At 69.2% G+C, this 23,123-nt stretch carries 20 protein-coding genes and 1 pseudogene; 2 read left to right on the top strand and 19 right to left on the bottom strand.

The annotated features are described in order from the left end of the window. Positions 1-483 precede the first annotated feature (483 nt). The 19 genes from OCH239_RS19050 to OCH239_RS21855 form a co-directional block, all read right to left on the bottom strand. Positions 484-1,383: an alpha/beta fold hydrolase gene (locus tag OCH239_RS19050; RefSeq protein WP_037266340.1), complete on the bottom strand. Its 900-nt coding sequence runs from the start codon at positions 1,381-1,383 to the stop codon at positions 484-486. Positions 1,384-1,428: 45 nt separating this feature from the next. Beyond that, the gene (locus OCH239_RS21865) at positions 1,429-2,628 is read right to left on the bottom strand and encodes an efflux RND transporter periplasmic adaptor subunit (protein ID WP_051489620.1); all 1,200 of its coding nucleotides are present in this window, start codon (positions 2,626-2,628) and stop codon (positions 1,429-1,431) included. Continuing rightward, positions 2,600-3,955, bottom strand: coding sequence for a TfuA-like protein (locus tag OCH239_RS22915; protein ID WP_157577959.1), 1,356 nt, complete (start codon positions 3,953-3,955; stop codon positions 2,600-2,602). Before OCH239_RS22915 ends, OCH239_RS21865 begins: the two co-directional genes overlap by 29 nt. Beyond that, the gene (locus OCH239_RS19035) at positions 3,952-5,166 is read right to left on the bottom strand and encodes a YcaO-like family protein (protein WP_051489619.1); all 1,215 of its coding nucleotides are present in this window, start codon (positions 5,164-5,166) and stop codon (positions 3,952-3,954) included. Before OCH239_RS19035 ends, OCH239_RS22915 begins: the two co-directional genes overlap by 4 nt. 12 nt (positions 5,167-5,178) lie before the next feature. Next, on the bottom strand, positions 5,179-6,348 hold the full coding sequence (locus tag OCH239_RS19030; protein ID WP_037266337.1) for an ABC transporter permease: 1,170 nt from the start codon (positions 6,346-6,348) through the stop codon (positions 5,179-5,181). Further along, entirely contained in the window at positions 6,348-7,511 is a 1,164-nt protein-coding gene (locus OCH239_RS19025; RefSeq protein WP_037266335.1) for an ABC transporter permease, read from the bottom strand. The genes OCH239_RS19030 and OCH239_RS19025 overlap by 1 nt, the downstream gene beginning before the upstream one ends. Before the next feature lie 15 nt (positions 7,512-7,526). After that, positions 7,527-8,249: an ABC transporter ATP-binding protein gene (locus tag OCH239_RS19020; RefSeq protein WP_051489618.1), complete on the bottom strand. Its 723-nt coding sequence runs from the start codon at positions 8,247-8,249 to the stop codon at positions 7,527-7,529. A 14-nt stretch (positions 8,250-8,263) separates the two neighbouring features. Then, positions 8,264-10,813 carry a lantibiotic dehydratase gene (locus OCH239_RS19015; RefSeq protein ID WP_037266332.1) on the bottom strand — a complete coding sequence of 850 codons (2,550 nt, stop codon included), beginning with the start codon at positions 10,811-10,813 and terminating at the stop codon, positions 8,264-8,266. Between the two features lie 23 nt (positions 10,814-10,836). Beyond that, entirely contained in the window at positions 10,837-11,886 is a 1,050-nt protein-coding gene (locus OCH239_RS19010; protein ID WP_037266329.1) for a PqqD family peptide modification chaperone, read from the bottom strand. Then, a complete protein-coding gene (locus OCH239_RS19005) occupies positions 11,879-14,206 on the bottom strand; it encodes a nitroreductase family protein (protein WP_037266327.1) in 2,328 nt (775 codons plus the stop codon). The genes OCH239_RS19010 and OCH239_RS19005 overlap by 8 nt, the downstream gene beginning before the upstream one ends. Beyond that, positions 14,203-14,841: a TOMM precursor leader peptide-binding protein gene (locus OCH239_RS21860; protein ID WP_051489617.1), complete on the bottom strand. Its 639-nt coding sequence runs from the start codon at positions 14,839-14,841 to the stop codon at positions 14,203-14,205. The genes OCH239_RS19005 and OCH239_RS21860 overlap by 4 nt, the downstream gene beginning before the upstream one ends. Then, the gene (locus OCH239_RS18990; protein ID WP_051489616.1) at positions 14,838-16,184 is read right to left on the bottom strand and encodes a YcaO-like family protein; all 1,347 of its coding nucleotides are present in this window, start codon (positions 16,182-16,184) and stop codon (positions 14,838-14,840) included. Before OCH239_RS18990 ends, OCH239_RS21860 begins: the two co-directional genes overlap by 4 nt. After that, on the bottom strand, positions 16,181-17,110 hold the full coding sequence (locus OCH239_RS18985; RefSeq protein WP_037266320.1) for a thiopeptide-type bacteriocin biosynthesis protein: 930 nt from the start codon (positions 17,108-17,110) through the stop codon (positions 16,181-16,183). Before OCH239_RS18985 ends, OCH239_RS18990 begins: the two co-directional genes overlap by 4 nt. A 58-nt stretch (positions 17,111-17,168) precedes the next feature. Continuing rightward, the gene (locus OCH239_RS18980; protein ID WP_037266317.1) at positions 17,169-18,245 is read right to left on the bottom strand and encodes an ABC transporter permease; all 1,077 of its coding nucleotides are present in this window, start codon (positions 18,243-18,245) and stop codon (positions 17,169-17,171) included. Continuing rightward, entirely contained in the window at positions 18,242-19,270 is a 1,029-nt protein-coding gene (locus tag OCH239_RS18975) for an ABC transporter ATP-binding protein (protein ID WP_084782658.1), read from the bottom strand. Before OCH239_RS18975 ends, OCH239_RS18980 begins: the two co-directional genes overlap by 4 nt. A gap of 69 nt (positions 19,271-19,339) precedes the next feature. Next, on the bottom strand, positions 19,340-20,503 hold the full coding sequence (moeB, locus tag OCH239_RS18970; RefSeq protein WP_037266314.1) for a molybdopterin-synthase adenylyltransferase MoeB: 1,164 nt from the start codon (positions 20,501-20,503) through the stop codon (positions 19,340-19,342). Between the two features lie 9 nt (positions 20,504-20,512). Continuing rightward, complete coding sequence (locus tag OCH239_RS18965) at positions 20,513-20,791, bottom strand: MoaD/ThiS family protein (RefSeq protein WP_037266311.1); 279 nt, start codon at positions 20,789-20,791, stop codon at positions 20,513-20,515. A gap of 252 nt (positions 20,792-21,043) precedes the next feature. Next, complete coding sequence (locus OCH239_RS18960) at positions 21,044-21,238, bottom strand: hypothetical protein (RefSeq protein ID WP_037266307.1); 195 nt, start codon at positions 21,236-21,238, stop codon at positions 21,044-21,046. A 318-nt stretch (positions 21,239-21,556) separates the two neighbouring features. Next, positions 21,557-22,258, bottom strand: coding sequence for a GntR family transcriptional regulator (locus tag OCH239_RS21855; protein WP_051489615.1), 702 nt, complete (start codon positions 22,256-22,258; stop codon positions 21,557-21,559). A gap of 315 nt (positions 22,259-22,573) precedes the next feature. Between OCH239_RS21855 and OCH239_RS22910 the strand changes: the two genes are divergently transcribed. Then, positions 22,574-22,711 (top strand): hypothetical protein, encoded by a 138-nt coding sequence (locus tag OCH239_RS22910; protein WP_157577958.1) that lies wholly within the window; start codon positions 22,574-22,576, stop codon positions 22,709-22,711. Between the two features lie 120 nt (positions 22,712-22,831). Beyond that, positions 22,832-23,050: pseudogene (locus OCH239_RS18950) on the top strand (IS21 family transposase); the annotation flags it as partial. Between the last annotated feature and the right edge of the window lie 73 nt (positions 23,051-23,123).

Here is a 23,123-nt window from a genome sequence, read left to right as displayed (position 1 = left end):
GCCTTTTTCAGCAGCCTGTTAGGGGCTTCCCTCGTAGTCGTCGCGACCGGCCTCGATGGCCGGCGGGGCGACCCGGCAAGCGGCGCGAGGTCGGACCTGGCGCCCTATCCACAAAACTGTCCCCGGTTTTTGTGGATAAGAGGGGGCTGTCTGCCCCCGCGCCTTCGGCGCCCCCCGAGGATATTTTCGGAAAGATGATGGGGCGACGGCGGCGAAGCCGCGGTGCTGGGCGGCATAGGGGCGGCCGGAGCCGCCCCGGGGCGATCAGCTCTCGGCCTGCTTCTTGTGAAGGAGGTCGAAGTCGTTGGCCGCGAGCCTCATATCGTGGACTGTCTGGCCCTCTCCAAGCGCCGTTGATCGCCAAGTCGGCGAGGCTGCCGAGGGGACGACGGTGCGTCGCGCCATCCCAAATGCACGCATAATGATGATACCGGGGACGATGCTTTGGTCTGCCGAGGTTACCCGTTGTGTGATGCAAGACCCCTAGTCAGAGAGCTTAAGGAAGTCCTCGATCAGCGCCGTCATCCTGTCTGGCTGATCAAGCATGACGAAGTGGCGAGCATCCTCGACCGGATGCAGCGTGAAGTTGGACACGTCGCCGTAAAGCAACTCATACTGTGCGGGGAGGTCTCGCCCTTCCGCCTCGGGCGGCACCGGCACGATCAGATGGACCGGCGGGCCGATGTCCGAGAGGGCGGGCCGCAGGTCGGTCTGCATGTCCTCGTAGAAGGCCTGCGCGACGGTCTGCGGGTCCGAGGCCGCGATCCACTCCGCGACGCGCTTCTGTGCGTCCTCGCCGATTGCATAGCGCTCGGCTGTCGCCTCCGCGTTCGCGCCGGCCGGCGCCGCGGCCATCTGGTCGCGCATGGAGGCGGCCTGTTCCTCGACGCTGTCCTTCGTCGCGTCGGGATCGAAGAGTAGCGCCACGAAAGGCAGCGCGTCGACCACCATGAGCCTGCCGTAAAGATCCGGCGTCTCGATCCCCGCCTGCAGCGCAAGCGTGCCGCCGAGGCTGTGCCCCACGAGCGCCGGCCGGTCGAGCCCGTGGTCGCGTGCGAAGGCGGCGATGTCCGACAGGACGCCCGCCATCAGGCCGCCCGCCGCGTTGGCGGCTCCGTCGCCGTGGCCGAACCCCTTGACGTTCACGACATGGGTCCGCGCGCGTCCGTCGAGATCCGCGACGACGCCGTCCCAGACCTCGCCCGGGGTAGCGAGGCCAGGCAGAAGGATCACGTCCGGTCCCGGGCCGGGCGTGCTGTCGATGGTGATGCGATCAGTCTCGAAGGTGTCCATGTCATCCAGCTGCGGAGCCGCCCGTGCGACATGGGACAGTGCGAGGGCGGCAGTCAACGCGCAGCACAGGCTTCGTCGGGTGAAGATCATGTCAGGTCTCCTTCTGGGGATAGTCCGAACCACGGAAGGCGCGGATCAGCTTTCTTCGGGGCCGGAGAGGAACGCGACATCGAGCCGCATTCCCGGATACACGCTGGCGGGAACGTCGTCGAAGACGACCGTGACCTCGACCGCGGCGGTGCTGTCGTCGACGACGGGCGTGATCAGGTCGACCGAGCCGGAAAAGGTGCGGTCGGGCCAAGCCGGCACCGTCATCTCGACCGGCTGGCCCGGGCGCACCTTCGAGAGGAACTGCTCGTTCACGTCGACCTCGCCGACGATGGAGCCGGGATCGACCACGGTGGCGATGCCCGACTGCGTATAGCCGCCCGAGGACACGGGCGAGACGATCTCGCCGACATTGGCGGTGATCTCGGTGATCACGCCGTCGAAGGGCGCGCGGATCAGCGTGTTGTCGAGGTCTTGCCGCATCGCTTCGAGCTGCCGCCGCTGGACGTCGATCTGGCTGTCGTTGGAGGCGGCGCGCGCCTCGAGCACGGCGTGCTGGCCCTGCAACTCGCTCAGGGCCTGTTTCGACGAAACGCCCCGTTCGGTGAGGGTCCGGGTCCGGGCGAGGTCGTCCTCCATGGCCGCGAGTTCGGCGGCGACCACGGCGCGCTCCTGCTCGGCCGCCGCGACGTTGGCGCTGGCGATGGCAAGCTGCGCCTCGGCCGCTTCGGCATCGAGACGGGCGACCGGGTCGCCGGCCTCGATCCTGTCGCCCTCGGAGACGAGCAATTCGGCCAGCCGGCCGGTCAGATCACTCGACAGCGTCGCCTCGCGGCGGGCGACGACCTTGCCGCTGGCCTCGAGCGTCGGGGTTGGGGTCGCCGCCGGGGGCGGCGGTGCGGCCGCGTCCCGGGACGTGGCGCCTGGGTCGGCCAGCTGCGCGTGGGCCGGGTCTGCCGGCGGCTCGGCGGGGCCGGTCAGGGCGGCCAGCCGGGTTTCGGCGGTCGCGACGATCCTGTCGGGGGAGGGCGCGAACGCCCAGACCCCCGCGACCGCCGCACCCGCAAGCGCGGCCCAACCGATGCGGCGCAGACCGCGCCGGGGCCGGGCCGGACCATCGGGGGACGGCCCGCCGGGCGCGGCCCCGGCCGAGGACGTGCGCGTGCCCATGTCCTGCAATATACCGCGCATTCGGGCCCGTTCGGCTTCCGAATAGCTGCGGAAGGCCCCGCCGGTGCGCTCGGTCCTGCGCGGCGCCTCACGCTTGCTGTCTGGCAGGTGTGTCATCGTCGGCCTCCTCGGATTCCGCTGCGAGATGGGCGCCGATCAGCGCCCGGAGGAAGTGGCGCGTCGACCCGAAGCCAAGCTCGGCCGCGTGGGTGTCGAGGTCGGTGTGAACAGGTCCGGTCCGGCGCTGGTAGTCGGCCAGCACCGGCTCCAGCGCGTCCACGTGGTCCGGGCCGGGATCGTCGATGCCCGCACGCGCAAGATGCGTCTCGGTGCGCCGCGCGCCGGCCTCTGCCGCTGGGTAGGTTCCGGCCACGCGCAGGGTGGCCGCGACATCCGGTCCGAGGCTCGGCATGGTGCGCTGGAGAAGCGCCCGGACCTGCGCCTCGTATCGCGCGAGGTCGAGGCACCCGGCCTGGTCGATCCGGTTGTCGGCCATCCAGGTCCCGAGGGCCGCAGGCGAGGTCAGACCCCGCTTGCGGCGGAAGCGGGCAAGAACCACGCGGTCGTCCGGAACCGTGACGCCGAGCCGTCGCACGGCATCCGTGACCAGATGGTGCAAAAGCGCCCCCGACAGCGCGGCCTCCCGGCCCGGCGAGACGCGGACATGATCGAGCAATCGCTGCCCGCCGTCACCGCCGGTCGCCTCCTCGGGGCGGTTGAGCCGCACCAGTTCCTCCCAGAAGAGGGTCGGCTCGAAGTCGAAATGATCGGCTTTGGGCGCCGCGCGGCCGGCCCCGTCCCATTCCGCGATCCGGTCCAGAAGCGCGCGCGCGTCCTGCGCCTTCAGGTCGCAATCGGTCGCTTCGACGAAGTCGCGCAACGCCCGAAGCCGGTCCCGCGCGAGGTCGCCCGCGCCGGCCCAGACCGCTTGCCAGCTGCGCTGCGGATACGGCAGCGCCTTCATCGCGGCAACGATCCGCGTCCGGTCGTCTTCGGCGATCACCGACGCGCCTTTCGCGAGGTCCAGCCCGCGGCGCAGGTTGACCATCGGATCGGAGGCGAGCGCGTAGCCCGCCGCCGCCTCGGCATGGGCCACCGCCACCTCGTCGTCGTCCGTCAGATCGCCGTGCGCGAAGTCCTCGAAGATCGCGCCGACGCCTTCCATTCCGAACGGGTGAAGTTCGGCCGCGCGCAGGGCGCCCATGCTGGAGGCGCCGAAGACCGCCACACCCTGCGACAGCGCGTAGAGGATCTCCTTGTGCCATACCGCCGGCGTCGCCTCGAAATAGCCGTCGACGATGCCGATGGCCCGCGGGCGGTGGGTCTCGAGCGCCCGGAACACATCGCCCATGCGGCAGGGCGGCAGGTATGTGGCGTCGAGATGCGGGCGCGCGGCGTCGACGGCCAGGGTCGGGCCGAGGAAGATGAGGATCGGTCCGGTCATGCGGCCTCCTTCAGGACCGCGCGGGCGCGCGGGCCCGGCTGATAGAATGGGGTGCGCACCGGCTCGAGCCCCGGAACGACCACCTTGACCACCGGGATGCCGATCTCGGACCGGCGAAGGTCGCAGGCCAGCACGTGCCGCACGCCGACCGCGCGCAGGCGGTCCAGCAGCAGCGCGAGGTCGCCCTCGAAACTCGCGGTCGCGTCGCTCCGGACGGTCGCGAGAGGGGCGGCGCTGCGGTTCTCGACGCGGGCCAGCTGGTCCTCGATGCTGACCGCGTCGCGATAATCCTGCGGGAACAGGTCGTCGCGGCTGCCCGAGATCACCGTGGCGCGGGCCTGGATCGCCTCGGTCACCGCCCGGCTGAGCGCCACGCGGTAGTCGAGGTGCGTGCCGTGGCCGTCGACCTGCGGCAGCGCCCGCCAGGCCGGGCTTTCCGGATCGTCGATGAGCTCGCACGAGAAGGTGGGCACGCCGGTGTCGCAGGTCAGGTCCGTCAGGAAGACCGCGACCGCCTTTTCGGCCAGTTCGTCCAGAAGCTGGCGCAGTTCCGGGTCCGGCACGCTGTGCGGATCGACCGGAACCGGGGTGCCGCTCAGCCCCGACATCGTCAGGGCATCGCGTTCGATCACCTCGCAGAGGGCGTGCACCACCGCTTCGAGCATGTGGTTGCCCGAAGCGAGCCCGTTGGTGGAGCGCAGGAAGGCGGGCCGGTTGCCGCCTTCCACGAAATTGGTCGACACCGTCTCGAGCGGCAGCCATGCCGGCGCTTCGGCCATCAAGTCCCAGCCGCGGATCCACGGGATGGGGTGGCGCTCGGAGAGGTGCGCATCGGCCCGGACCGGGAAATCGCGCAGCGGCGGCACCGGGCCCTCGCGCGACAACTCGGCATGGCTCGCGATGCGGATCTCGCCCTCGGGGCGCTCGCCGTGCCATGTCTCGATCGCTTCCATGAGCGCCGAGACCCGGGCGGCGGCCAGGCTGCGCCCCTTGCCCTGGCTGGTCGACAGGGCGCGGGCATTCGGGCGGACCGCGACGCAGACCGGAAAGCCGATCCGGTCGAGTCCGGTGACATTGCCGATCCGCGTGATGCCCATCGCCGGCATGTGCCGGGCGTAGTCAGCAAAGGTTTCCTCGGGTGCGCGGGTCCGGTGGGTGCCGTCGAAATGCGCCTTGGCGGCGCTGGCGGGTTGGCCGAACAGCGTGATCATGTCGTGCCTCCCTCAGCGCCGCTGGAGCAGGATCTGCGCGACCGGCAGGCGGCGCAGCTGCATCGCCGGGCCGATCGAGCCCAGCAGGCCGATCACCAGCGCCATCGCGACCGCCTGCCACAGGATCGCGGCCGTCACCTCGAAGTCGAAGACGATCTGGGTGAAGTCCTCGGCGAAGAAGAGCGTGGAGATCAGCCGGTCGTCGAAGATCAGGTGAACCAGCGCCACGCCGATGAGGCCGCCGAGGACCGTCATGAGCACCGTCTCAATCGCGAGGGCGACGGTCAACGAACTGCGGGTCCAGCCGAGGATCGACAATGTCGCGATTTCCTTGGCGCGGGTCTTTATGTGGCCAAGGCCCGTGTTCAGCGCCGCAAAGATCGCGCCGAGCGCCATGAGGCTTCCGATCCCGTATCCGAGGATCGACACGAACCGCTCCATCGCACGGGCCTGTTCGCCGTAGTAGTCGGCCATGCTCACCACCGACACGCTCAGCCGGTCGTCGCGATTGATGCGGGTCTGCATGTCCTGAGGACTTTCGCCGTCCTGCGGGGACGCGATGACGACCTGGTAGGCGTCGGGGCGGTCGAAGGCGTCCTGAACGGGTGTGGCGCCGGCCCAGATCTCGGATTCCGTCAGCGAGCCGCCGGTCTCGAACATGCCGACCACCGTCCAGCTGGCCGAGCCGAGCCGGATTGCGTCGCCCAAAGCGAGGCCGCCGAAATGCTGCTGCGCGCGCTTGCCGACGACGATCTGGCGCCGGCCTTCTCGGGGCATTCGACCGGCGCTCAGCGTCCAGCCAGGGCGGATGTCCACCGACCCCGTGCCGATGCCGCGCAGCGCGACGTTGACCGGCTCGCCCTCGCTGTCCTCGATGGAGGTGACGACATAGACCTCGGCTGCGGCGTCGCCGCCGAGTTCGGATTCGATCAGCCGCACGTCCGGCCCTTCGAGCGTGCTTTCCATCTCCGAGCGCACGCCCCCCTTGAGGATCATGTAGGCGTCGTCGACCTCGGCCATCTTCATGGCCTCGCTGTAGCCCGCGCCGATGGCGAGGATCGCCACCATGACGGCGACCACGACCGCGGTGCCGAAGACCGAGTTGAGCGAGGCCCACCAGCGCCGCCCCAGCCCCCTGAGCGAGATGACAAGCGCAGTGCGGATACGTTTGAACGTCTTCATCACAGGGCCTCCGCCAGTCCGTCGGTGATCTTCTGGCGCGCCGCGAGCGTCGCGGGCACGGCGGCCACGACCAGCCCGGTGCCGGCCATGAGGCCCGCGCCGATGGCCCAGTCGCGCCAGTCGAGCTTCAGAAGCGCGAGAAGCGCCTCGCCGTTCGCCGCGACGATGGCGACCGCGACGGCGGCGACAGCCATGCCGATCACGCCGCCGGCGAACATCATCAACAGGCTCTCCGACAGGATCATCCCGGCGATGCGGCGCTTGCGGAAGCCGAGGATGCGCATGACCGCGAAATCGCCGAAGCGTTCGCGGATCGACTGCATCTGCGCGTTCGCGGTGATCAACACGAGCGTCCAGAAGACGAGGATCAACGCCGCGCCGATCATCGTCTTGAAGTCGCCGATCTGGTTGAGGAAGCTCTTGGCGAAGGCGCGTTCTGTGGTGGTCGCGGTCTCGTTCGGCGAGTTCTCGAAGACCGCGTCGATGGCCTCGCCCGTCACCTCGGCGGCATTGGCGTCGTCGATGCGGACGGCATACCAGCCCACCGTGTCCTTGCCGCGGCTGCGTTCGGTGTTGAAGAAGCCGTAGGGGATCACCACCGAATTGGTGACCGAATCCTCGGTCGCGCCGTCGAAGATCGTGCCGACCCTGAAGGTCCAGACCGGGTTGCCGTCCGACCGCGTGTAGATCGAGGAATAGAGCGGCACGAGGTCGCCCTCCTGCCAGCCGTATTCGTCGGCCAGTTCGCGCCCGACGGCGATGCTCGACGGGTCGGATTGCCAGTCCGACAGCGTGCCCTCGTCCCGGAAGGCGACCTCGTCGACCAGGTCGGGGAACTTCGCGGGATCGGTGACGATGGCCGGGATCTCGTTGCCCGGATCGCGGTAGGACGCGCCGAAATAGGTGAAGTGACCGACGTCCGACACGTTGTCGAGCTCGGCGATCCGGTCGCCGTAGCTGATCGGCAGCGGCCGCATCATCGACGCCTTGTTGAGCACCATGAGGCGGTTCGCATCGGCAAAGTCGACACGGCTGTCGAACACGCGCAGCACCGGCAGCATGAGCCCGAGCAGCAGGAAGGCCACGACCACCGAGCCGAGCGTGAACGCGACCCGGGCGCGGCTGCGGGCGGCGTTTCTGAGGATGAGCGAGACAAGGCGCATCGGTTCGGGCCTCCCTCAGACGGCTTCGGGGCGCGTCAGGCGCACCGTGCGGGCGGCATAGGCCGCGACGTTGGGATCGTGCGTGACGACGACGATGGTCTTGCCGAATTCCTCGTTCAGAAGGCTCAGAAGCTCCATGATCCGGGTCGCGGAATCCTGGTCGAGATCGCCGGTCGGCTCGTCGCAGAGCAGCAGGTCCGCATCGGTCACGAGGGCGCGCGCGATGGCGACGCGCTGCTGCTGGCCGCCCGACATCTCTTCGGGGCGGTGGTCGGCGCGGTCCTCGAGGCCGACGAGGTTCAAGGCGTTGTCGACGCGCGCCCGGCGTTCGGCGGCCCGCAGATCGTGGATCAGCAGCGGCAGTTCGACATTGGCGCGCGCCGAGAGGGCGGGCAGGAGGTTGTAGAACTGGAAGATGAAACCGACGTTCCGGCCGCGCCAATCCGTCAGCGCGCCATCGGAGAGCGAGGTGATGCGGGTCTCGCCCACCGTGATCTCGCCCGCGTCGGGGCGGTCCGCGCCGCCGATCAGGTTCAGAAGGGTCGTCTTGCCGCAGCCGGACGCGCCCACGAGCGCGAGCATTTCGCCGGCCGCGATGGTCATCGCGTGCCGCTCAAGCACGGGCACCGCGACCTTGCCCTTGCGGTAGGCGCGCGAGACGCGGTCGATGACGACCAGCGGCGTGGCGTCCGGCTGTTCGGTGGCCTTGAGGGCGATCTCGGGGTCGTGAAGTGTCATGGCCGTCTCCTTTCTCAGTCCGAGGCGCGGCGGCGCTGTCCGGCGCGCACCAGCATCTCGAGATGGATTTCGCTGACGTGTCTGTGCCCGGCGACCTCGAACCAGAGCGCGTCCGGGCCGGGGCAGGGCGCACTGAGCACCAGCCAGTCCGCCTTGCGGGCGAGCCGCTCCAGCATGGCCAGCCAGAACGGGTTCCGGGTGTCGATCCAGATCGGCTTTCGGTTGGCGTCGAGCATGTCCTGGCTGACCAGCGAGGCGTTCTGCATCGGCACGTGGATCTGTGCGTAGAAGCACGGCGGAAGGCCGTGCCGGGCGCAGTCGCGCGCCGTGGCGACAAGCTGTTCGGCCGGCGTGCCGTCGAGCCAGGTCTCGCGGATATGCGCCGAGGAGACCCACCAGCCCGGCCGGGTCAGCACCACCTTGCCGTGGCGCCGTGCGGGGCGGGGATGAACCGGAACGTCCGAGGCCAGCGAGGGCACATCGACGCTCGGCCGGGCCACGGCGAAGGGCCGCGACAGGATCGACAGCGCATAGCGCACGCCCCAGGTCGGATTAGGGAAGGTGTTGCCGATGTATTGCAGGCTGATTGGGCGCCCCCCGGCGTCGGTGAGCGACAGAAGGTTGGTCGCGCGGTCGTGGTGAAGCCGGAGCGCCGCGGGATCGACGATGCGCTCTTCGCCAAGCGTGAGGGGTTCGCCCGGCCAGCCGAGCGCGCGGTGCGTGACGCGGCGGTGGGCCTGAAGGTCCGACGCATGCGCGGCGACCGGCAAATCCACAGGCTCGGCCCCGTCCGCGACCGTGGCGAGCCAGCCTTCCAGTGCGCCGGTCAGGCGGTCGGCCTGCGGATGGTCCGCGCGGGTGAAGCGCGCGGCGAGCCAGCCCGCTCCGTCGAAGACGCGGTTCATCACGAATTGCGTATCGCCGCGCGTCGCATCGTGCGCGATCTGGAAATGGGCCGTGACCGGGATGCGCGCGCCTTCGGGCGCCGCCTCGGGCGGGGTTTCCTCGACCCGCGCGCCGAATTCGGGGATGTCGACAAGGTGCGGCGCGGCGCCGGTCAGGAACTCCACCACCGTATCGCAGGACGCGCCGGCGCCGAAGGTCTCCACGAAAGCCTCGACAAGGCGGGTGTAGGCCGGGGCCACGGCGACCTGTGACGACAGGAAGTCCTCGAGGTCGGACAGCGGCTCCATGAGATCGGCCCCGAGGGTTCCGTCGGCGCTCCCGAGCCAGCAATCCTCGGTCACCGCGTTGGTCAGGGCGTCGGGGGCGCGCGCGCCGGCGGCAAGTCTGCTCCGCAGGTCGGCGGCCGTCTCCTCGACCCGCGAGAGGCGGGCAAGGCGGTCGTTGCCCTCGGCCGCGCCGAAGCCGTCTACCGCGTCGGCCATCGTGTCGAGGTCCGAGGCGGCGGCGTGCAGCGCGTCGTCTCCGCAGTGGCGCCAGTGCGCGGCCAGCGCATCCAACGGATCGCCCGTGAAGGCGTCGATCACCGGCTGCGCGGTCAGAACGCCGCGCGACAGGAGCGTCGAGATCATCTTGCCCGTGTCGTCGCGGGGCACGCCCGCCGCGGCGAGCCGTCCGGCCCAGCCGTCCCAATCGTCCGACAGGCCCGGCGTCAGGGTCTCGCCCAGGGCCGCACCGAGGCGGAACTGCGCGAGCCGCTGCTCGCTCCATCCGCGGCCCGCCATGGTGACGTCCTCGTTGCAGAGCGCGACGAAGCGGCCGTTTCGCACCGAGCGCAGCGTCGGGTTGACGGTCAACCGGCCGCCGGAGGCGCGCAAAGCCGTCTCGCGCCCGAGGCGCTCGAATTGCGCGGCGATCCCGCGGTTCGCGGCGGCGATGCTGTCATAGTCCGCCTCGGGCGCCTGCGGGGCCGGCGCCGGCGAGGCCGCGTCGACGGCGATCGTTGACACCGACATGAAGCTCGAGAAGGGGCTCGTCTTGGCGCTGGCCCGTGCGATGTAGCCCAGAAGCGAGCGCTCCAGCTTGTCGGGCCATGCCGTTTTGGGCAGTTTCTTTTCCTTCGCCGCCATCCGGGCGGTGCGGGGGCTGGACAGCGCCACGGCGCGGGCGAAATGCGGCACGTCGAGCGCGGCGCGCAGGGCCGGTCGCAGGACGCTCTGGGTCTCCTCGGTCACGGTTTCGTCCAGCGCGGTGCGCGCCCCGGAATAATCGCGCGCCGCGCCGCGCCAGTCCTCCAGCGCGTCGCTGGCGTGCCCGTGCCCGAGGCGGCCCGCGATCTCGGCGATGACCTCGTCCGACAGCTTGGAGCCGCGCCCGTTGTGCACGTCGCGCTTGAGGTTCACGGCCGCGTGGCGCAGCTTCTTTTCCGTCTCCAGCGCCGGGACGAGGCCGTGCAGCGCGGCCTCGACCTTGGCGCGCACGGTTTCCATCCGCGCCTGCGCCTGCGCGATCCGCGCGAGAAGTCTCTCGGTTTGCGGAAGCCGCAGGCGGTCGAGGGCACCCATGGGCAGTGTCGCCGCGCGCAGGAGCGCGAAGGGGGCGACGACGCTCGGGCGTGCCGCGTGGGCGGGCCGTTGGAGTGATCTCGCTTCGAATGTCATGGCATCCTCCCGGGGTGCGCGCGTCAGAACCACCAGAACCACAGCAGGCAGGCGATGCCCTGCAGGTGGCTTGAGGCGTAGGCGCGGTAGAAGGCGACGTCGCGCCGGTCGGAGAGCGGTGAGCCGCGCAGCCGCAGCGCCGATTTGCGCGCCATTTCATCGTCGAGCACGGCTTCGACCATGTGGCTGCCGTCGCTGGGCATGAACGGGTTGGTGTTGAAGGCGAGAAAGAGCAGCGCCGTCAGCATCAGCGTCTGGCCCGCATGGGCGAGCCCGCCATCGGCGTTCGCCGCCAGCAGAACCATCGCGGCGCCGGCGCCGGCGGCGACGAGATCGGTCGCCGGTCCGGCCGCCGGAACGGCGAAGCGGTGCCAGCGGTTGCGGATGCGGTAGACGCCGCGGGTCTCGACATAGGGTCCCGGCGTGAAGCCGTGGGCGACGATGCCGGCCTTGCCGACCTCCGCCCCGATCAGGCGGCAGGCGACCGCGTGCGCGAACTCGTGCAGCGGCACGCCGATCAGCGCGTAGATCAGGACGCCGGCGACATGGAAGTCGAACACGAAATCGGACGGGTGCGGCATGCGCGCGTCGAACGCGAGAAGCCCGATACAAAGGACCGCGCCGCCGACGAGCGCGGCGAGCGCGAGCCAGGCGAGCCGCGGCGGCACGCTGCGGATCGCCCCGGCGACGGCTTCGGCCGCCGGGCCGACATCGACGAGCGCGATCTTCGCGACCGGTTTCTCGTCGAACCGGTCGGCCGCCGACGCGGCGGTGCCGGTCTCGAGCATTCCCGCGTCGCGCAACTGCGTCAGGAAGCGGTCGAGCTGCCGCGTGATGCGCGGCGTCGTCGGGTAGCGGTCGGCCAGCGCCTCGCGCAATCGCGGCTTGTCCGCGCCCGCGGCCAGCAGCGGGATCAGCGCCTCGGCCGGCTTCGAGATGCGCAGCGAGCGGCCGTCCTCGGGCGACACCAGCACCGTCGTGTTCTTGCGCTTGACCTTGGCCACGCCGGGCTTGAAGGCAAGGCAGGGCGCGGCGGCAGGTTCGGCCATGTCGGTGAATGCGATGTCAGCCATGCGTGTCCTCCCCGGTGCGGCCGAAGCTGATCCCGAAGAGCGGGCAGTCGGTGTAGCGGTCGATGTCCAGAAGCGGGCCCCAGCCGGATTCGCACATCCCGCCCCAAGGGCAGCCCGCGATGCCCGCGGCCCACGCGGCAGTGAGCGTCCGGCCCGCGATCGCACCGGCACGGCCGACGAGGTCGCGGTAGCCGCGCGCACCGGCCCGTGCGACGGCGTCGTGCAGATCGCCGGTCACGAGCAGCACGAAGGGCGCTTCCATCAGCTTGGGCTGGATGGTCAGATCCGCGAGCCGTTCGAACTCCACGCCCGGCCGGAAAACCTGCGGCGCGTCCGGGCCGGGGCGCAGGATGTCGGCGGTGCCGTCCGTGCGGGCGGCGATGCCCCAGAACTCCAGGCTGAGACGGCGTGCGCCGGTCGCCTCGAGAATGTCGCCGATGGCCTGCGCCTCGCGGAAGAGCAGGCCGATCTCGGCCGAGCCGAGCGGGACGCCGTCGAAGACCCGGCGCGAGCGCCGCGTGCGCAGCACACGCCCCGGATCGTCTGCCGCGCTCCAGACCGGCGCGGGGGGCACGATCGCCGCCGGGGCCGAAACCGGCCCGTCCTGCGCCGACAGCTCGATCAGCTGGGTGACCGCCTGGAACGGGCGCAGCGCGGGCAGGGGGCGGCGCGCGGTGTGCGCCGTCACGCCCAGTCCCGCGGCGAAGGCGACGATCTCCTGGTCGGCGCGGATGCCGAGCTTCAGCAGAAGCGCCATGCTGCGGTCGCGCAGGCCGGGATAATCCCGCACCGGCAGGCCGTAATGGCCGGCCAGATCGGTCAGGTAGGCCCGCGCCACGCCGCAATCGAGCTGGGCGAAGCGGAAGGCGAAGTTGTTGTATTTCTTCTGCGTCTTGTCGGTGTCCGAGGCGCCGACGAGAAGCGCGGCGGGCAGATCCTCGGCGCTGGCGCCAAGCGCGCCGGAAAGCTCCTCGTCTGTGACCGTCCCGAGGTAGTCGAGCCGGTGCGCCGGCGCGTAGTAATGGCACATCGCGCCGCGCGGCAGCCCCGGCACGTCCCGCGCCACGAGATAGAGGTTGGCGGAGCCGAGGCCGCCCGCGCTCGGGGCGATGCGGGTGCCGTCCGCGTCGTAGCCGGCGGCATGGCGCAGCATCGTGCCGAGGGTCGGCAGGTCGAGCCGGCCATCGCGCGCGCCATCGGTCAGCGGGCGGTCCTCGGGCAGCGCGATCGGCGTTGCGCCGTGATGCGGGTCCGGCTTCTCCTGCGCGGTCGAGATGTTGGAGGCCGAGTAGTGCATCTGGTGGTCGCGCGGCACCAGAAGCTCGCGCGGGGGCATCGCGTTCGCGGCGTTGTGGAGCCGCCAGACCACGTTGTGCGGATCGGTCTCGGGCGGCGCGACATGGCCGAGCCCGGCCGCCTCGGACCCGGGAAGCCGGGCGAGCTGCAACCTCTCGTAGGCCGTGCCCTGGTGAACATGGCACAGATCGAAAAGCTCCACGCGGCCGATCCGGCTGACGAGGGATTGCGCCGACATCGCCACGGTGCCGGCCCAGAACCCCGGATCGACCGGCGTGCCGCTGGGGGTCTCGGGGCGCAGGCGGCGAAAGCAGGTCGGGCTGGCAGAGGCGGCCGGCACGAAGAGCGGGCCGATCTCGGCCGTCTCGGCGCCGATATGCGCGTGCAGGATGCGGATGCCGGCATTCCATGCCGCATCGAGCCAGTCCTGCGCGTCCGGTTCGGGGCCGGAGAAGAGCGTCAGCAGCAGGCCGGTGTCGGGGCCGAGGTCCGCCGGCGTCGCGGGCGTGTCGAGCGCGGCCAGCCCCGCGCCGTCCAGCGCCTCGGCCAGCCACGCGGCACCGCGCCCGGCCAGCGCCACGCGCGTTCCGGCCAGCCGGTCCAGCGCCGCGCCGCGATTGCCGTTGACGCGCGTGGCGTCGATGTAGCGGCCGAGGAATTGCGCCGTCTCCTCCAGCGCCTCGGGCACCGCCGCGCCGGGGCCGTCCTCCAGCAGCCCGCGGCTGTAAAGCAGCGCGAGCGCGCCGAAGACCTTCGCATCGTCGACGCGCGGAAACGCGGCGAGGATCTCGGGCAGGGTGCGCGTGCCGTCGAGGACGGCGACGAGGCGCGGGATGAAGCTGCGCGCGCCGCGCCCCGAGATGATCTGGTTGCCGTCGCCGCCCTCGAACAGAAGGCCGTGCGCGCCATAGGGGATCATCAGGATCTCGGGCGGCACGCGCGGGCGTTCGGGCAGCGCGAGTTCGGCATCGTTCAGGAAGCTGCCGCCGATCACGTCGGCGCTGATGCTGTTCATCTGGTTCATCTCAGGATCTCCGAAAGCGCCGGGGCGAGGTCGCGGACGAAGCGCGCGCCGGGCTGCGCCTGCGCCCGGTCGGCAAAGCAGCTCGGGCAGCCATGGACGGGAAGGACCTCGGTGACGGTGACCTGTCCGGTCAGGACGTCGACGATGCGCAGGCGTCCTGCCTGGTGCAGGCCCGCCGCCGCATCGCCCTTCAGCGCGTTGGCGGCGAGCGCGACCATCGGGCGGGTGAAGCCCTCGGGCCCCGCCTTCGGGTGCTTGCGGTAGAACTGCTCGAGCACTGTCTGGCGGCCGGGCGCGCGGTGATGCGTGCCGGCGCGCTTGATGTGGCAGCCGTAGCAGCTGGGACGGCCCGGATGCGTGAGCGGGCCGACCGACAGATGCGTGCCGGTCAGGACCGCAAGGCTCCACGGCGTTCCGGTGCGGCGCGCGGCCTCTTCGACGGCCATGAAGCCGCCCGCGTCGGGCCGCCACGCGGCGACGGCCACGAAGTCGGCCTCCGCGAAGAGCGTGTCGAGCGCGGCGGCGATGTCGGCCGCGTCGTGCGGAAACGGCCGGACGATGTCTTCGGGGCAGGCGGCGCGATCCGCGACCGCGGCACCGAAAGGTCCGAGAGTGAGATACAGTGTCTTCATCATGCAAACGGCTGTGGTAGGGGGTTGATGTCGGCTTCGGCGAGGGCGCCGAACCCGGCGCGGCGCGGGTAGTCGTAAAGCCGCGGGGTGCCGAGGAAGCGGCCCTTCTGGACGACGCTCATCGGCATGAGGCCGGGGATCACGGCGCGCACGACCCAGATGCCCATGTCGCGCAGCTCGTCGGTGGTCAGATCGCAGATCACCGCCTCAAAGCCCTGCGCCGAGAGGCGGTCGAGGATGTAGCGGACTTGATCGGCCGGCCGCTCGGCCTCGGGCGCGGTAATGTCGCCGAGGGCGATGCTGTTGGGCGACCGGGTGAGGAAGTCGAACGCCTGCCGCCATTCGGGGCGGCCGAGCATCCCCGCGCCGTCCGAGAGGGCCCGGTAATCGTCGAAGTTCTCGGGCATGTTGGCCTGCTGTTGCAGGACGGGGCGGGCCGGCGCGGCCTCGCGGATCGTCTTGGCGACCAGCGTCGCCGGATCGAAGCCGGTGGCGCAGTTGACGTATTGCGCCAGCTTCGGGTGGTTCTCGACCAGTTGCAGCGAATAGACGGTCGGCACTTCGAGGTCGCTCGTGGCGTCGAAGAAATGCTGCCGCACGAGGCTCTGGTCCAGCATCCGCTGATTGTCCGCCAGCGCCGGCGGACGGGGCACGGGCACCTCGATCCGCGGCAGCGGCAGTTGCGCCAGCCACAGGATCGCCAGCGCGTCGCGTTCGATGACCTCGCAGAGCGCCGAGACGATCGCCGAGGACAGGTCGACATGCGCGGCGACCCCGGTCGAGATCTCCTGCCAGAACCGCTCGTTCCGCGAGGGGCGCGCGTAGAGATGCGTCATCACCGTCGGCACCCAGCGCTCGCGTTCGTGGGTAAGCGACCAGCCGCGGGTCCAGCGGATCGGCAGGGACTTGTCGGGCGGATTGAACGGGCAGGCCGGATCGGCATATTCGGCGTCCGAGCAGCGGGCGATGGCGTCGAGGTCGATGCCCAGATCGCCCACCTCGTTGCCGCTGGCGACGACGAAATCGTCCTCACTGTCATAGGCCATGTTGGCGTAGCGTTCCGCGCCTTCCATGACAGCGCGCAGCCAGGCCATCTCCTCCTCGAGATCGGCGCCGGCGCCGCCCATCGGCTCGTCCACGACGTCATTGCCGTCGGGTTTGATGACGTGCGGAAAGACCTTGGTCATGTTGCCGATGTCGGTGACGGCGACGTGCAGGTCCGGCGATCCGCGGTCGGGCGCCATCTTGCTTGCACCCGACAGAAGCCCGCCCTGTGGCATCAGCAGGCGCTGGAAGGGATAGCGCGCCCGCAGATGATCGATGTCGAGGTCGAGAACCGGGTTCATGCCGCTTCCTTCCCGGGCTCGGCCGCCTGCTCGACCAGTGCGGCCATGTAGGCCTCTTCGAGGCTGGCGATGCCGAGGCGGTTGTTCATCAGGTGTGCGAAGGTGAAGGCGAGCACCTCGGCATTGATCCCGGCCTGTCCCCCGAGCGCGGCGTAATCCGCGGCGGCGGCGTCCAGCGCCGTGCGCCAGTCCGACACCAGCGCATCGAACTCGCCCTGCGCGGCGCCGAGTGGCGCCAGCGGCGAGATCCCGTCGTCGGCGAGGTCGGCGGCCTTCTCGGCGAAACGGTCGCGCCAATCCTCGGCCGCGGGTGTCCGCGCCCCGAGCCAGTAATAGGAATATTCGCGCCAGAAGGTGGCGGGGTCGGTGCCGGGGCGGAACGCCTCGAAGGTCTCGTGCATGAGGCGCGGGATCAGGCTCTTGCGCGACAGTGCGCCGTCGGCGTCGAGCTCGATCAGCCGTGCGGCGATCTCGGAGCTGCGGAAGAACAGCGTCTCGGCGATGGGCATGCCGGCGGCACCGCCGAACTTGTCGTGCTCGGGCTCGTAGGCGGCCTCGACCACGCGCACGTCGTTGTGGGCGGCGGTGACCTGCTCGATCTGCTCCTCGAAACCGGGCAGCGACACCATCGGCGCGTAATCGCCGGGCGGCTGGGCGTGGATGCGGCTGAGGCGGTCGGCGGTGGCGTCGATCAGGTCCGCCCGGATCGTGTCGGCGCTTGCCTCGTCGGTGGGCAGCACGCGCAGGCGGACATGGATGCCGTCCTTGTCGATATAGCGCAGGAAGAACCACTTCCGCAGATCGTCGCGGCGGGCGGAGAGCCGGGCGACCTCGGCGATCATCCAGTCCATGCGGTCGACCGCTTCGCCGAGATAGATCTTGAGGAAGATCCAGTTGGGGTCGGTGGTCACGGGGGCGTCGGTCATGGTCCATCTCCTCGGGTCGTCGGGGTCGTGCGCCGCGCACCTAGCGCGGCGCGGCATGTCAGGCGCGCTGGGTGGTGTCTCCGCTGCGCATGTCGAACGAGAACGTGCGGGTCGCGAGCATCAGGATCGCGGCGGTCCAGCCGACGATGGCGACGAGATCGACCCAGAGCGGCCACAGCCCGTCGGTATGCGTGATGACCTGCCGGAAGGCGTCGGCGAGGTAGCTGACCGGCAGCACGTGGGCGATCGCCATCAGCACGGTGGAGCCCTCGGGATCCCAGAAGATGTTGCCGCCGAACATGAGCGTGAAGTTCGCGATCATGATCAGGGCCATGCCGGATTCGGTGCTGCTGGCGAGGCCCGAGAGCGCGTAGCCAACGGCGATCAGCATCACGACACCCATGAGCGCGAGGCCGGCGGTCTGGACCCATTGCAGAAGCGTCAGGTCGACGATGAAGCTGCCCACGCCCAGCAGAATGCTGATCTGCACAACGGCCACGGCCAGGCGGAAGGCGATCTGGCTGAACACCATCTCGGTCTTGGTGAGCGGAGTGAGCAGCAGGTAGCGCAGCGTGCCGCGGTCCCGCGCCTTGAGGATTGGCGTCGCCGTCATGAAGAGGCCGAGCTGCACCAGTGCGAGCGCCAACATGCCGGGGTAGATGAAGTTGAACTCGGCGTTCCGGGCCTGGGTGACGACGCGGGCGTCGATGCTGCCGTCGTCGGCGAGGCCGACGCGCGCCCGCGCCGCGTCCACCGCCGTCTGCGCGAAGCCCGAGAAAGTCTCTCCGCTGTCGAGCCGCAGCGGCTCTGCGCCGCCGGGGCGCCAGCCGTCGGGGAAGGTGACGACGGCCGACAGCTCCCCGCTGTCAAGGCCGGAGGCAGCTTCGTCGGCGCCGAGGGTGCGCAGTGCGACGTTCTGAGAGGCGAGGGCATCGGCGAACGCGCGCGATTCCGCGTTGGTGTCACCGTTGACGACCCCGAACTCGACCGTGAAGTCGGGCGACAGCAGGACCGAGCCGCTCAGCAGCAGGACGAAGAACAGCGGAAAGACGAGGCTCAGGAACACCGCGCCGAAATCGCGTCGGGTCTCCGCCAGCTGGATCGAGAACAGCGCTCTGATACGTGCCAGGGTCATGCGGCCTCTCCTTCAAGCGGGGTCCCGGTGAGTTTCACGAAAAGCTCCTCGAGCGTCGGATCCTCGACGCTGAGATCCGAAAGCTGGTCGCCGAAGGTTTGGCCCAGTTCGACCAGCGTCGCGCTCGGCCGTTCGGTCCTGAGCGTGACGCGCTTGAGGCCGTTTCCGGCAGGCGCGGAGCGCGCGTTCAGCGCGCGCAGATCGAGCGTGGCGGCCATCGGCAAAAGGAAGGTCATGCTCCGCGCGGTGAAATGCTGGCGCAGCAGGTCCTTGGGGCGCCCTTCGGCGATGATGCGACCCTGATCGACGATCACCACCCGGTCGCAGATGCGCTGCGCCTCTTCCATCTGGTGGGTCGTGATGATCACCGACGCCTCGCGCCGGTCCCGCTGGGCATAGAGCACCTCCCACAGGGCCAGCCGCGCGTGCGGGTCGAGCTGCGATGTCGGCTCGTCGAGGAACAGAAGTTCCGGATCGCCCATCAGCGCCATGGCCACGGCGACCCGCTGTTGCTGACCGCCCGAGAGGTGCTCGATCCTCTGGTCGGCCTTGTCGCCGATCCCGACGAGGTCGATCATCCGGTCGACCCTCACGTCGCTGGCATAGAGGCGCGCCTGCAACCCCAGAAGCTCGCGCGCCGTCAGGCGCGGCGGCAGGGTGGAGTGCTGGAGCGCGATCCCCATGCGGCCGCGCACCGCCTTCATCTCGCGCGCGTCCGCGGCGTCGGCGCCGAGGATGCGCACGTCGCCGTCATCGGGGCTGCGGATGCCCTCCAGGCATTCGATCAGCGTCGTCTTGCCGGCGCCGTTGGGGCCGAGAACACCCAGGAACTCTCCCTTGGCGACGTGCAGATCGATACCTTTCAGGGCGCGGATCTCGCGATCGCCGCTCTTGTAGGTCTTGCGGACCCCGGTGGCCGCGACCCGAAGGTCCGTCAGGGGCCGCGACTGCGCTGGATCGAGCGCGGCGCCGCGGCGGCTGTCGCCCGCGTCGCGCGGAAGGCGGTGCTTGGAGAAGACAGGCATGGCGTAACCTCGGATCTCGGCCCTCGGGGCCAATCGGTGACAGAGGCCGCGCCGCCGCGGCCTCGGGGTTCAGTAGCGGGCGACGCTGGGGTCGATGCGGGCCGCCCAGGCGTCGACGCCGCCGGCGAGGCTCGCGACATCGTCGAAGCCGAGCTCGCGCAGGTTGCGCGCCGCGGTCATTGAGCGGCCGCCCTTGTGGCAGATGCACAGGATCGTCCGGCCCGTGGGCAGCACGTCCGCCGCGATCTCGATCGTGTCGAGCGGCATGGCCGTGCAGCCCGGAATGGCGGCGATCGCGCGCTCCGCCTCGCTCCGCACATCGACGAGCAGAGGGGCGGTCCCGTCGGCGAGACTGCGGTTCAGCGCCTCGACCGTCATTTCCGGGATCGCAGCGGCGTCGCAGGTGGCCGGCGTCGCCTCAGGGTCGAGGCCGAGGGGGCGGGCGGGGTCCGCGGCATCGCCGCAGGCGACGCAGCCGCTGTCGCGCGTCACCTCGAAGGTGCGGAACCGGGCGTCGAGCGCGTCGAAGGTCAAAAGCCGCCCCGCGAGCGGCGTGCCGATGCCGCAGACCAGCTTGATGACCTCGTTCGCTTGGAGCGTCCCGGCGATGCCCGGAAGGACGCCCACCACGCCGGCTTCGGCGCAGGACGGGGCAAGACCCGCCGGCGGCGGGGCGGGGAACACGCACCGATAGCAGGGGCCGCCGCGTGCGGGGTCGAAGACCGAGACCTGCGCCTCGAAGCGCAGGATGGATGCCGAGACGTTGGGCACGCCCGCACGGACACAGGCATCGTTGATGACGTAGCGCGCGGCGAAATTGTCGGTGCCGTCCACGACGACATCGTGGCCGGAGACGAGCTCGGCCGCGTTGTCTGCGTCAATGCGGGCTTCGTGCACCGCAAGGGACAGGTGCGGGTTCTGCGACCGCAGGCGGTCGGCCGCGCTCTCTGCCTTGGAGCGGTCGACCTCGGCGTCGGTGAACAGGACCTGCCGGTGCAGGTTGCTCATGTCGACAATGTCGAAATCGACGATGCTGAGATGCCCGATCCCCGCCGCGGCAAGGTAGAGTAGCACAGGCGAGCCGAGCCCGCCGCTGCCGACGACGAGCACGCGCGCTCCCTTGAGGCGGCGCTGTCCGTCGGGCCCGATCTGGGACAGGACGAGCTGCCGGCCGTAGCGGCGCGTTTCGTCCTGCGTCAGCTCCGGCAGGGTCGGCGGTGAGGATCCATCCATGGCCATGGCTCAGCCCCCCGCCATCGCTGGAACGAAGCTCACCACGTCGCCGTCCGCGAGGGTGAGATCGGGCATGTCGTCGCGGGCGAGCCGGCGGTCGTTCAGGAAAACGCCGACGAAATCGTAGATCGCGCCCGACGATGTGAGCAGCCGCTTTCTGAGGCGCGGATGCCGCGTGACGAGCGCATCGAGCGCCTCGCCGAAGGAGTCCTGTCCGTCGAGCGCGACCCGCGATTCACCGGACGCATAGGGGCGCAGCGTCGCGGGCAGTTCGATGACGATGGTCATGTCGCGATCTCCCAGATCTGTTTGTGCCGCGACCGAAAGCGGGGCGACGGCAACAGGGAACCGACCGGCGCGAAATGGATTTGCGCCGCTCAGGGATTGTCGGGACCGGTCCGATCGATTATCTTGGGGATTGCAGTAAGAGAACCGATGGATCGTCAGGTCTGTCGGGGGATAGTCGGCAGGCGCGCTACGCCTGCCGACCTGTCCAGACACAGGAGGCGGGCCTGCCTCCGGCGCTGGACAAATTCCGTATCAGCCGCAGCTGACGACAGAACCCATGCTGCCGAAGCTGCCCGTGCAGGTGCAGCAGCTGGCCGAGCTGGCCGAGCTGGCGCAGTCGGACACGAGCTGAACCTGCTCGGGCAGTTCTTCTGCGAACAGGTCCAGGTCGTCGTCGGCGTGAAGGTCGAACACGTGCGTGTCGAGAGCAGATGCTTTGATGCTCATCTCTGCTTACTCCGATTTCAGTGTTGCGCCGCGATTCTGATCTCCGAACTCATTCCCGGGTTTCAGCCGTTCGCGACACGTATATCGATAGCAAGCCGCCTTACGTTCAGGCAACGAAATGGTGAGAAATATATTATTCGGAGACGGGACCTCGTGTTTCGCCCGGAAAAGTGGACAAATATTTGACTATAAGTGAAAAATTCGCACCCGACGTATCAGGTGGCGCCCGCTAAAGTGTCCAATTTAGGCACCGAAATGAGCGTCTCTGAGGAAGGGGTAATTGGGCGTGTGATGATGGCGAATAGCGCTTCCGGCGCCCTATTCAGCGACTTTCAGTTCCCGCTCGACGCTGCCATCCTTGCCGATCTGTGCCGCTAGGTTGAAGGCCTGATTGGTAACCGTCGAGAACCACTCCGCCCGCTGCAGGAACAGCCTGTCGAGGGCCCTGAAACAGGTCTGCCGATCGTCGCGACGGGCCGCTCTCGCGATACTGACAGCGATGCTTTTCATTTTTGCGTGGCGCTGGCGGCTGCTGAACTCCACTACCCGGATGAAGTGCGTCCGGAGGAAGAGGTTGTGCAGGGTCTGCGCCGCGTTCGGTGACCCGGCGTAGTCGGCAAGCCGATCGCGAAACCGAAAGACGTGCCTCGATGCAGCGGTTGCCGTCTCGGCCGCGAAGATGTCTGTGATTTCGTCGGCCACCGTGGGCAGCGCGCCGTTCGACGCGGTGCGTCGCATCAGGAACGCGACGTTCAGATGAATGAGCGCGTAAAGCTCAGCGATCTCGTCCGGATTGAATTCCTTAATGAAGAATCCGCGCTGCTGACGCGTTTCGATTATGTCTTCCTGGGCCAGTCGCGACAACGCCTCGCGCACCGGCGTCGGGCTCATACGAAACTCGTTGGCGAGCACTGATATGCCAAGGCGCGAGCCCGGCTTGTAGTCGCCTCGTATGATCTGATCACGCAATCCGAGATAGGCGGTGCTGTAGGAACATGACGTGCTACGGATATGCATCATTGGTATGAACTCCCTCCGCGAATCTGAGGCGAGCCTAGAAACCGATTGCCGCTGGGTAAAACCCTAAGTTGTATGGGCAAGTGGGAATTTCGCAGAACCCTGCCGTTGCGGTGCCAAGACCGGCAAAGAATCGCGAGATTGTGAGTTTCACAAAACTTTTGAGTGACAGACTCTTAGTGACCTTGCACGGGAGATAGATCGGACTGGGCGCGTCGGATCGATCCATCACGCGCGCGGTTGTCGAGTGCTTCCGGTTCGCGATATGGTTGTTCCGGAGCCTCCGCCGAAGCAAGGCAAGACGAAGGAGCCACCGTTATGTCCAAGGCACCTGCCATCGCCGTCGCTGTCGCCGTGGGAGCCGGAACCGCCGTCGCGACCGGAACCTGGGCCGTGGGCGCCGCCATCGGAATCGGTATCGCTATTGTTCTGGGGCTCGCCGGGCACCGACGGTAACACATGGTGTTGATATCCGCGCGGAACTGACCCGGGTTGTCGCCTGATTTCCACTGAGATTTGACCCATGTGAGCCTTCTCCCGATCGCTGCGAGCGACGAGGGTAATGGAGTGATCCATATGGGACTCTTGAACGTCATTCGCCGCTTGGCGCTTCGTCAGAAGCTGCCGAGCCTAGAGATCGCGCGGCGAACCGAGCTCTCGCGGAAGACCATCAAGAGGTATCTGAGAGTAGGCACGATCGAGCCGAATTTCTCGGTGCCCGAGCGACCGAGCAAGATCGATCCCTTTGCTGACAAGCTCGCCGGCTGGCTGAAGACAGAGTCCGCGAAGTCGCGCTAGCAACGCCGGCCCCTGACGCATCTGCATGCCGACCTCGTAGCGATCGGCTACACCACTTAGCGTAATCGCG

This window comes from Roseivivax halodurans JCM 10272, assembly GCF_000521785.1.
GTDB classification, from domain to species: Bacteria; Pseudomonadota; Alphaproteobacteria; order Rhodobacterales; family Rhodobacteraceae; genus Roseivivax; species Roseivivax halodurans.
Note: the sequence above shows the minus strand (reverse complement) of the source record. Positions and strands in the feature narration are given on the sequence as shown.

Coding starts and splice junctions, on each gene's coding strand:
- OCH239_RS19050 (WP_037266340.1), bottom strand. CDS start 1,383: ATGATCTTCACCCGACGAAGCCTGTGCTGCGCGTTGACTGCCGCCCTC.
- OCH239_RS21865 (WP_051489620.1), bottom strand. CDS start 2,628: ATGACACACCTGCCAGACAGCAAGCGTGAGGCGCCGCGCAGGACCGAG.
- OCH239_RS22915 (WP_157577959.1), bottom strand. CDS start 3,955: ATGACCGGACCGATCCTCATCTTCCTCGGCCCGACCCTGGCCGTCGAC.
- OCH239_RS19035 (WP_051489619.1), bottom strand. CDS start 5,166: ATGATCACGCTGTTCGGCCAACCCGCCAGCGCCGCCAAGGCGCATTTC.
- OCH239_RS19030 (WP_037266337.1), bottom strand. CDS start 6,348: ATGAAGACGTTCAAACGTATCCGCACTGCGCTTGTCATCTCGCTCAGG.
- OCH239_RS19025 (WP_037266335.1), bottom strand. CDS start 7,511: ATGCGCCTTGTCTCGCTCATCCTCAGAAACGCCGCCCGCAGCCGCGCC.
- OCH239_RS19020 (WP_051489618.1), bottom strand. CDS start 8,249: ATGACACTTCACGACCCCGAGATCGCCCTCAAGGCCACCGAACAGCCG.
- OCH239_RS19015 (WP_037266332.1), bottom strand. CDS start 10,813: ATGACATTCGAAGCGAGATCACTCCAACGGCCCGCCCACGCGGCACGC.
- OCH239_RS19010 (WP_037266329.1), bottom strand. CDS start 11,886: ATGGCTGACATCGCATTCACCGACATGGCCGAACCTGCCGCCGCGCCC.
- OCH239_RS19005 (WP_037266327.1), bottom strand. CDS start 14,206: ATGAACCAGATGAACAGCATCAGCGCCGACGTGATCGGCGGCAGCTTC.
- OCH239_RS21860 (WP_051489617.1), bottom strand. CDS start 14,841: ATGATGAAGACACTGTATCTCACTCTCGGACCTTTCGGTGCCGCGGTC.
- OCH239_RS18990 (WP_051489616.1), bottom strand. CDS start 16,184: ATGAACCCGGTTCTCGACCTCGACATCGATCATCTGCGGGCGCGCTAT.
- OCH239_RS18985 (WP_037266320.1), bottom strand. CDS start 17,110: ATGACCGACGCCCCCGTGACCACCGACCCCAACTGGATCTTCCTCAAG.
- OCH239_RS18980 (WP_037266317.1), bottom strand. CDS start 18,245: ATGACCCTGGCACGTATCAGAGCGCTGTTCTCGATCCAGCTGGCGGAG.
- OCH239_RS18975 (WP_084782658.1), bottom strand. CDS start 19,270: ATGCCTGTCTTCTCCAAGCACCGCCTTCCGCGCGACGCGGGCGACAGC.
- moeB (WP_037266314.1), bottom strand. CDS start 20,503: ATGGATGGATCCTCACCGCCGACCCTGCCGGAGCTGACGCAGGACGAA.
- OCH239_RS18965 (WP_037266311.1), bottom strand. CDS start 20,791: ATGACCATCGTCATCGAACTGCCCGCGACGCTGCGCCCCTATGCGTCC.
- OCH239_RS18960 (WP_037266307.1), bottom strand. CDS start 21,238: ATGAGCATCAAAGCATCTGCTCTCGACACGCACGTGTTCGACCTTCAC.
- OCH239_RS21855 (WP_051489615.1), bottom strand. CDS start 22,258: ATGATGCATATCCGTAGCACGTCATGTTCCTACAGCACCGCCTATCTC.
- OCH239_RS22910 (WP_157577958.1), top strand. CDS start 22,574: ATGTCCAAGGCACCTGCCATCGCCGTCGCTGTCGCCGTGGGAGCCGGA.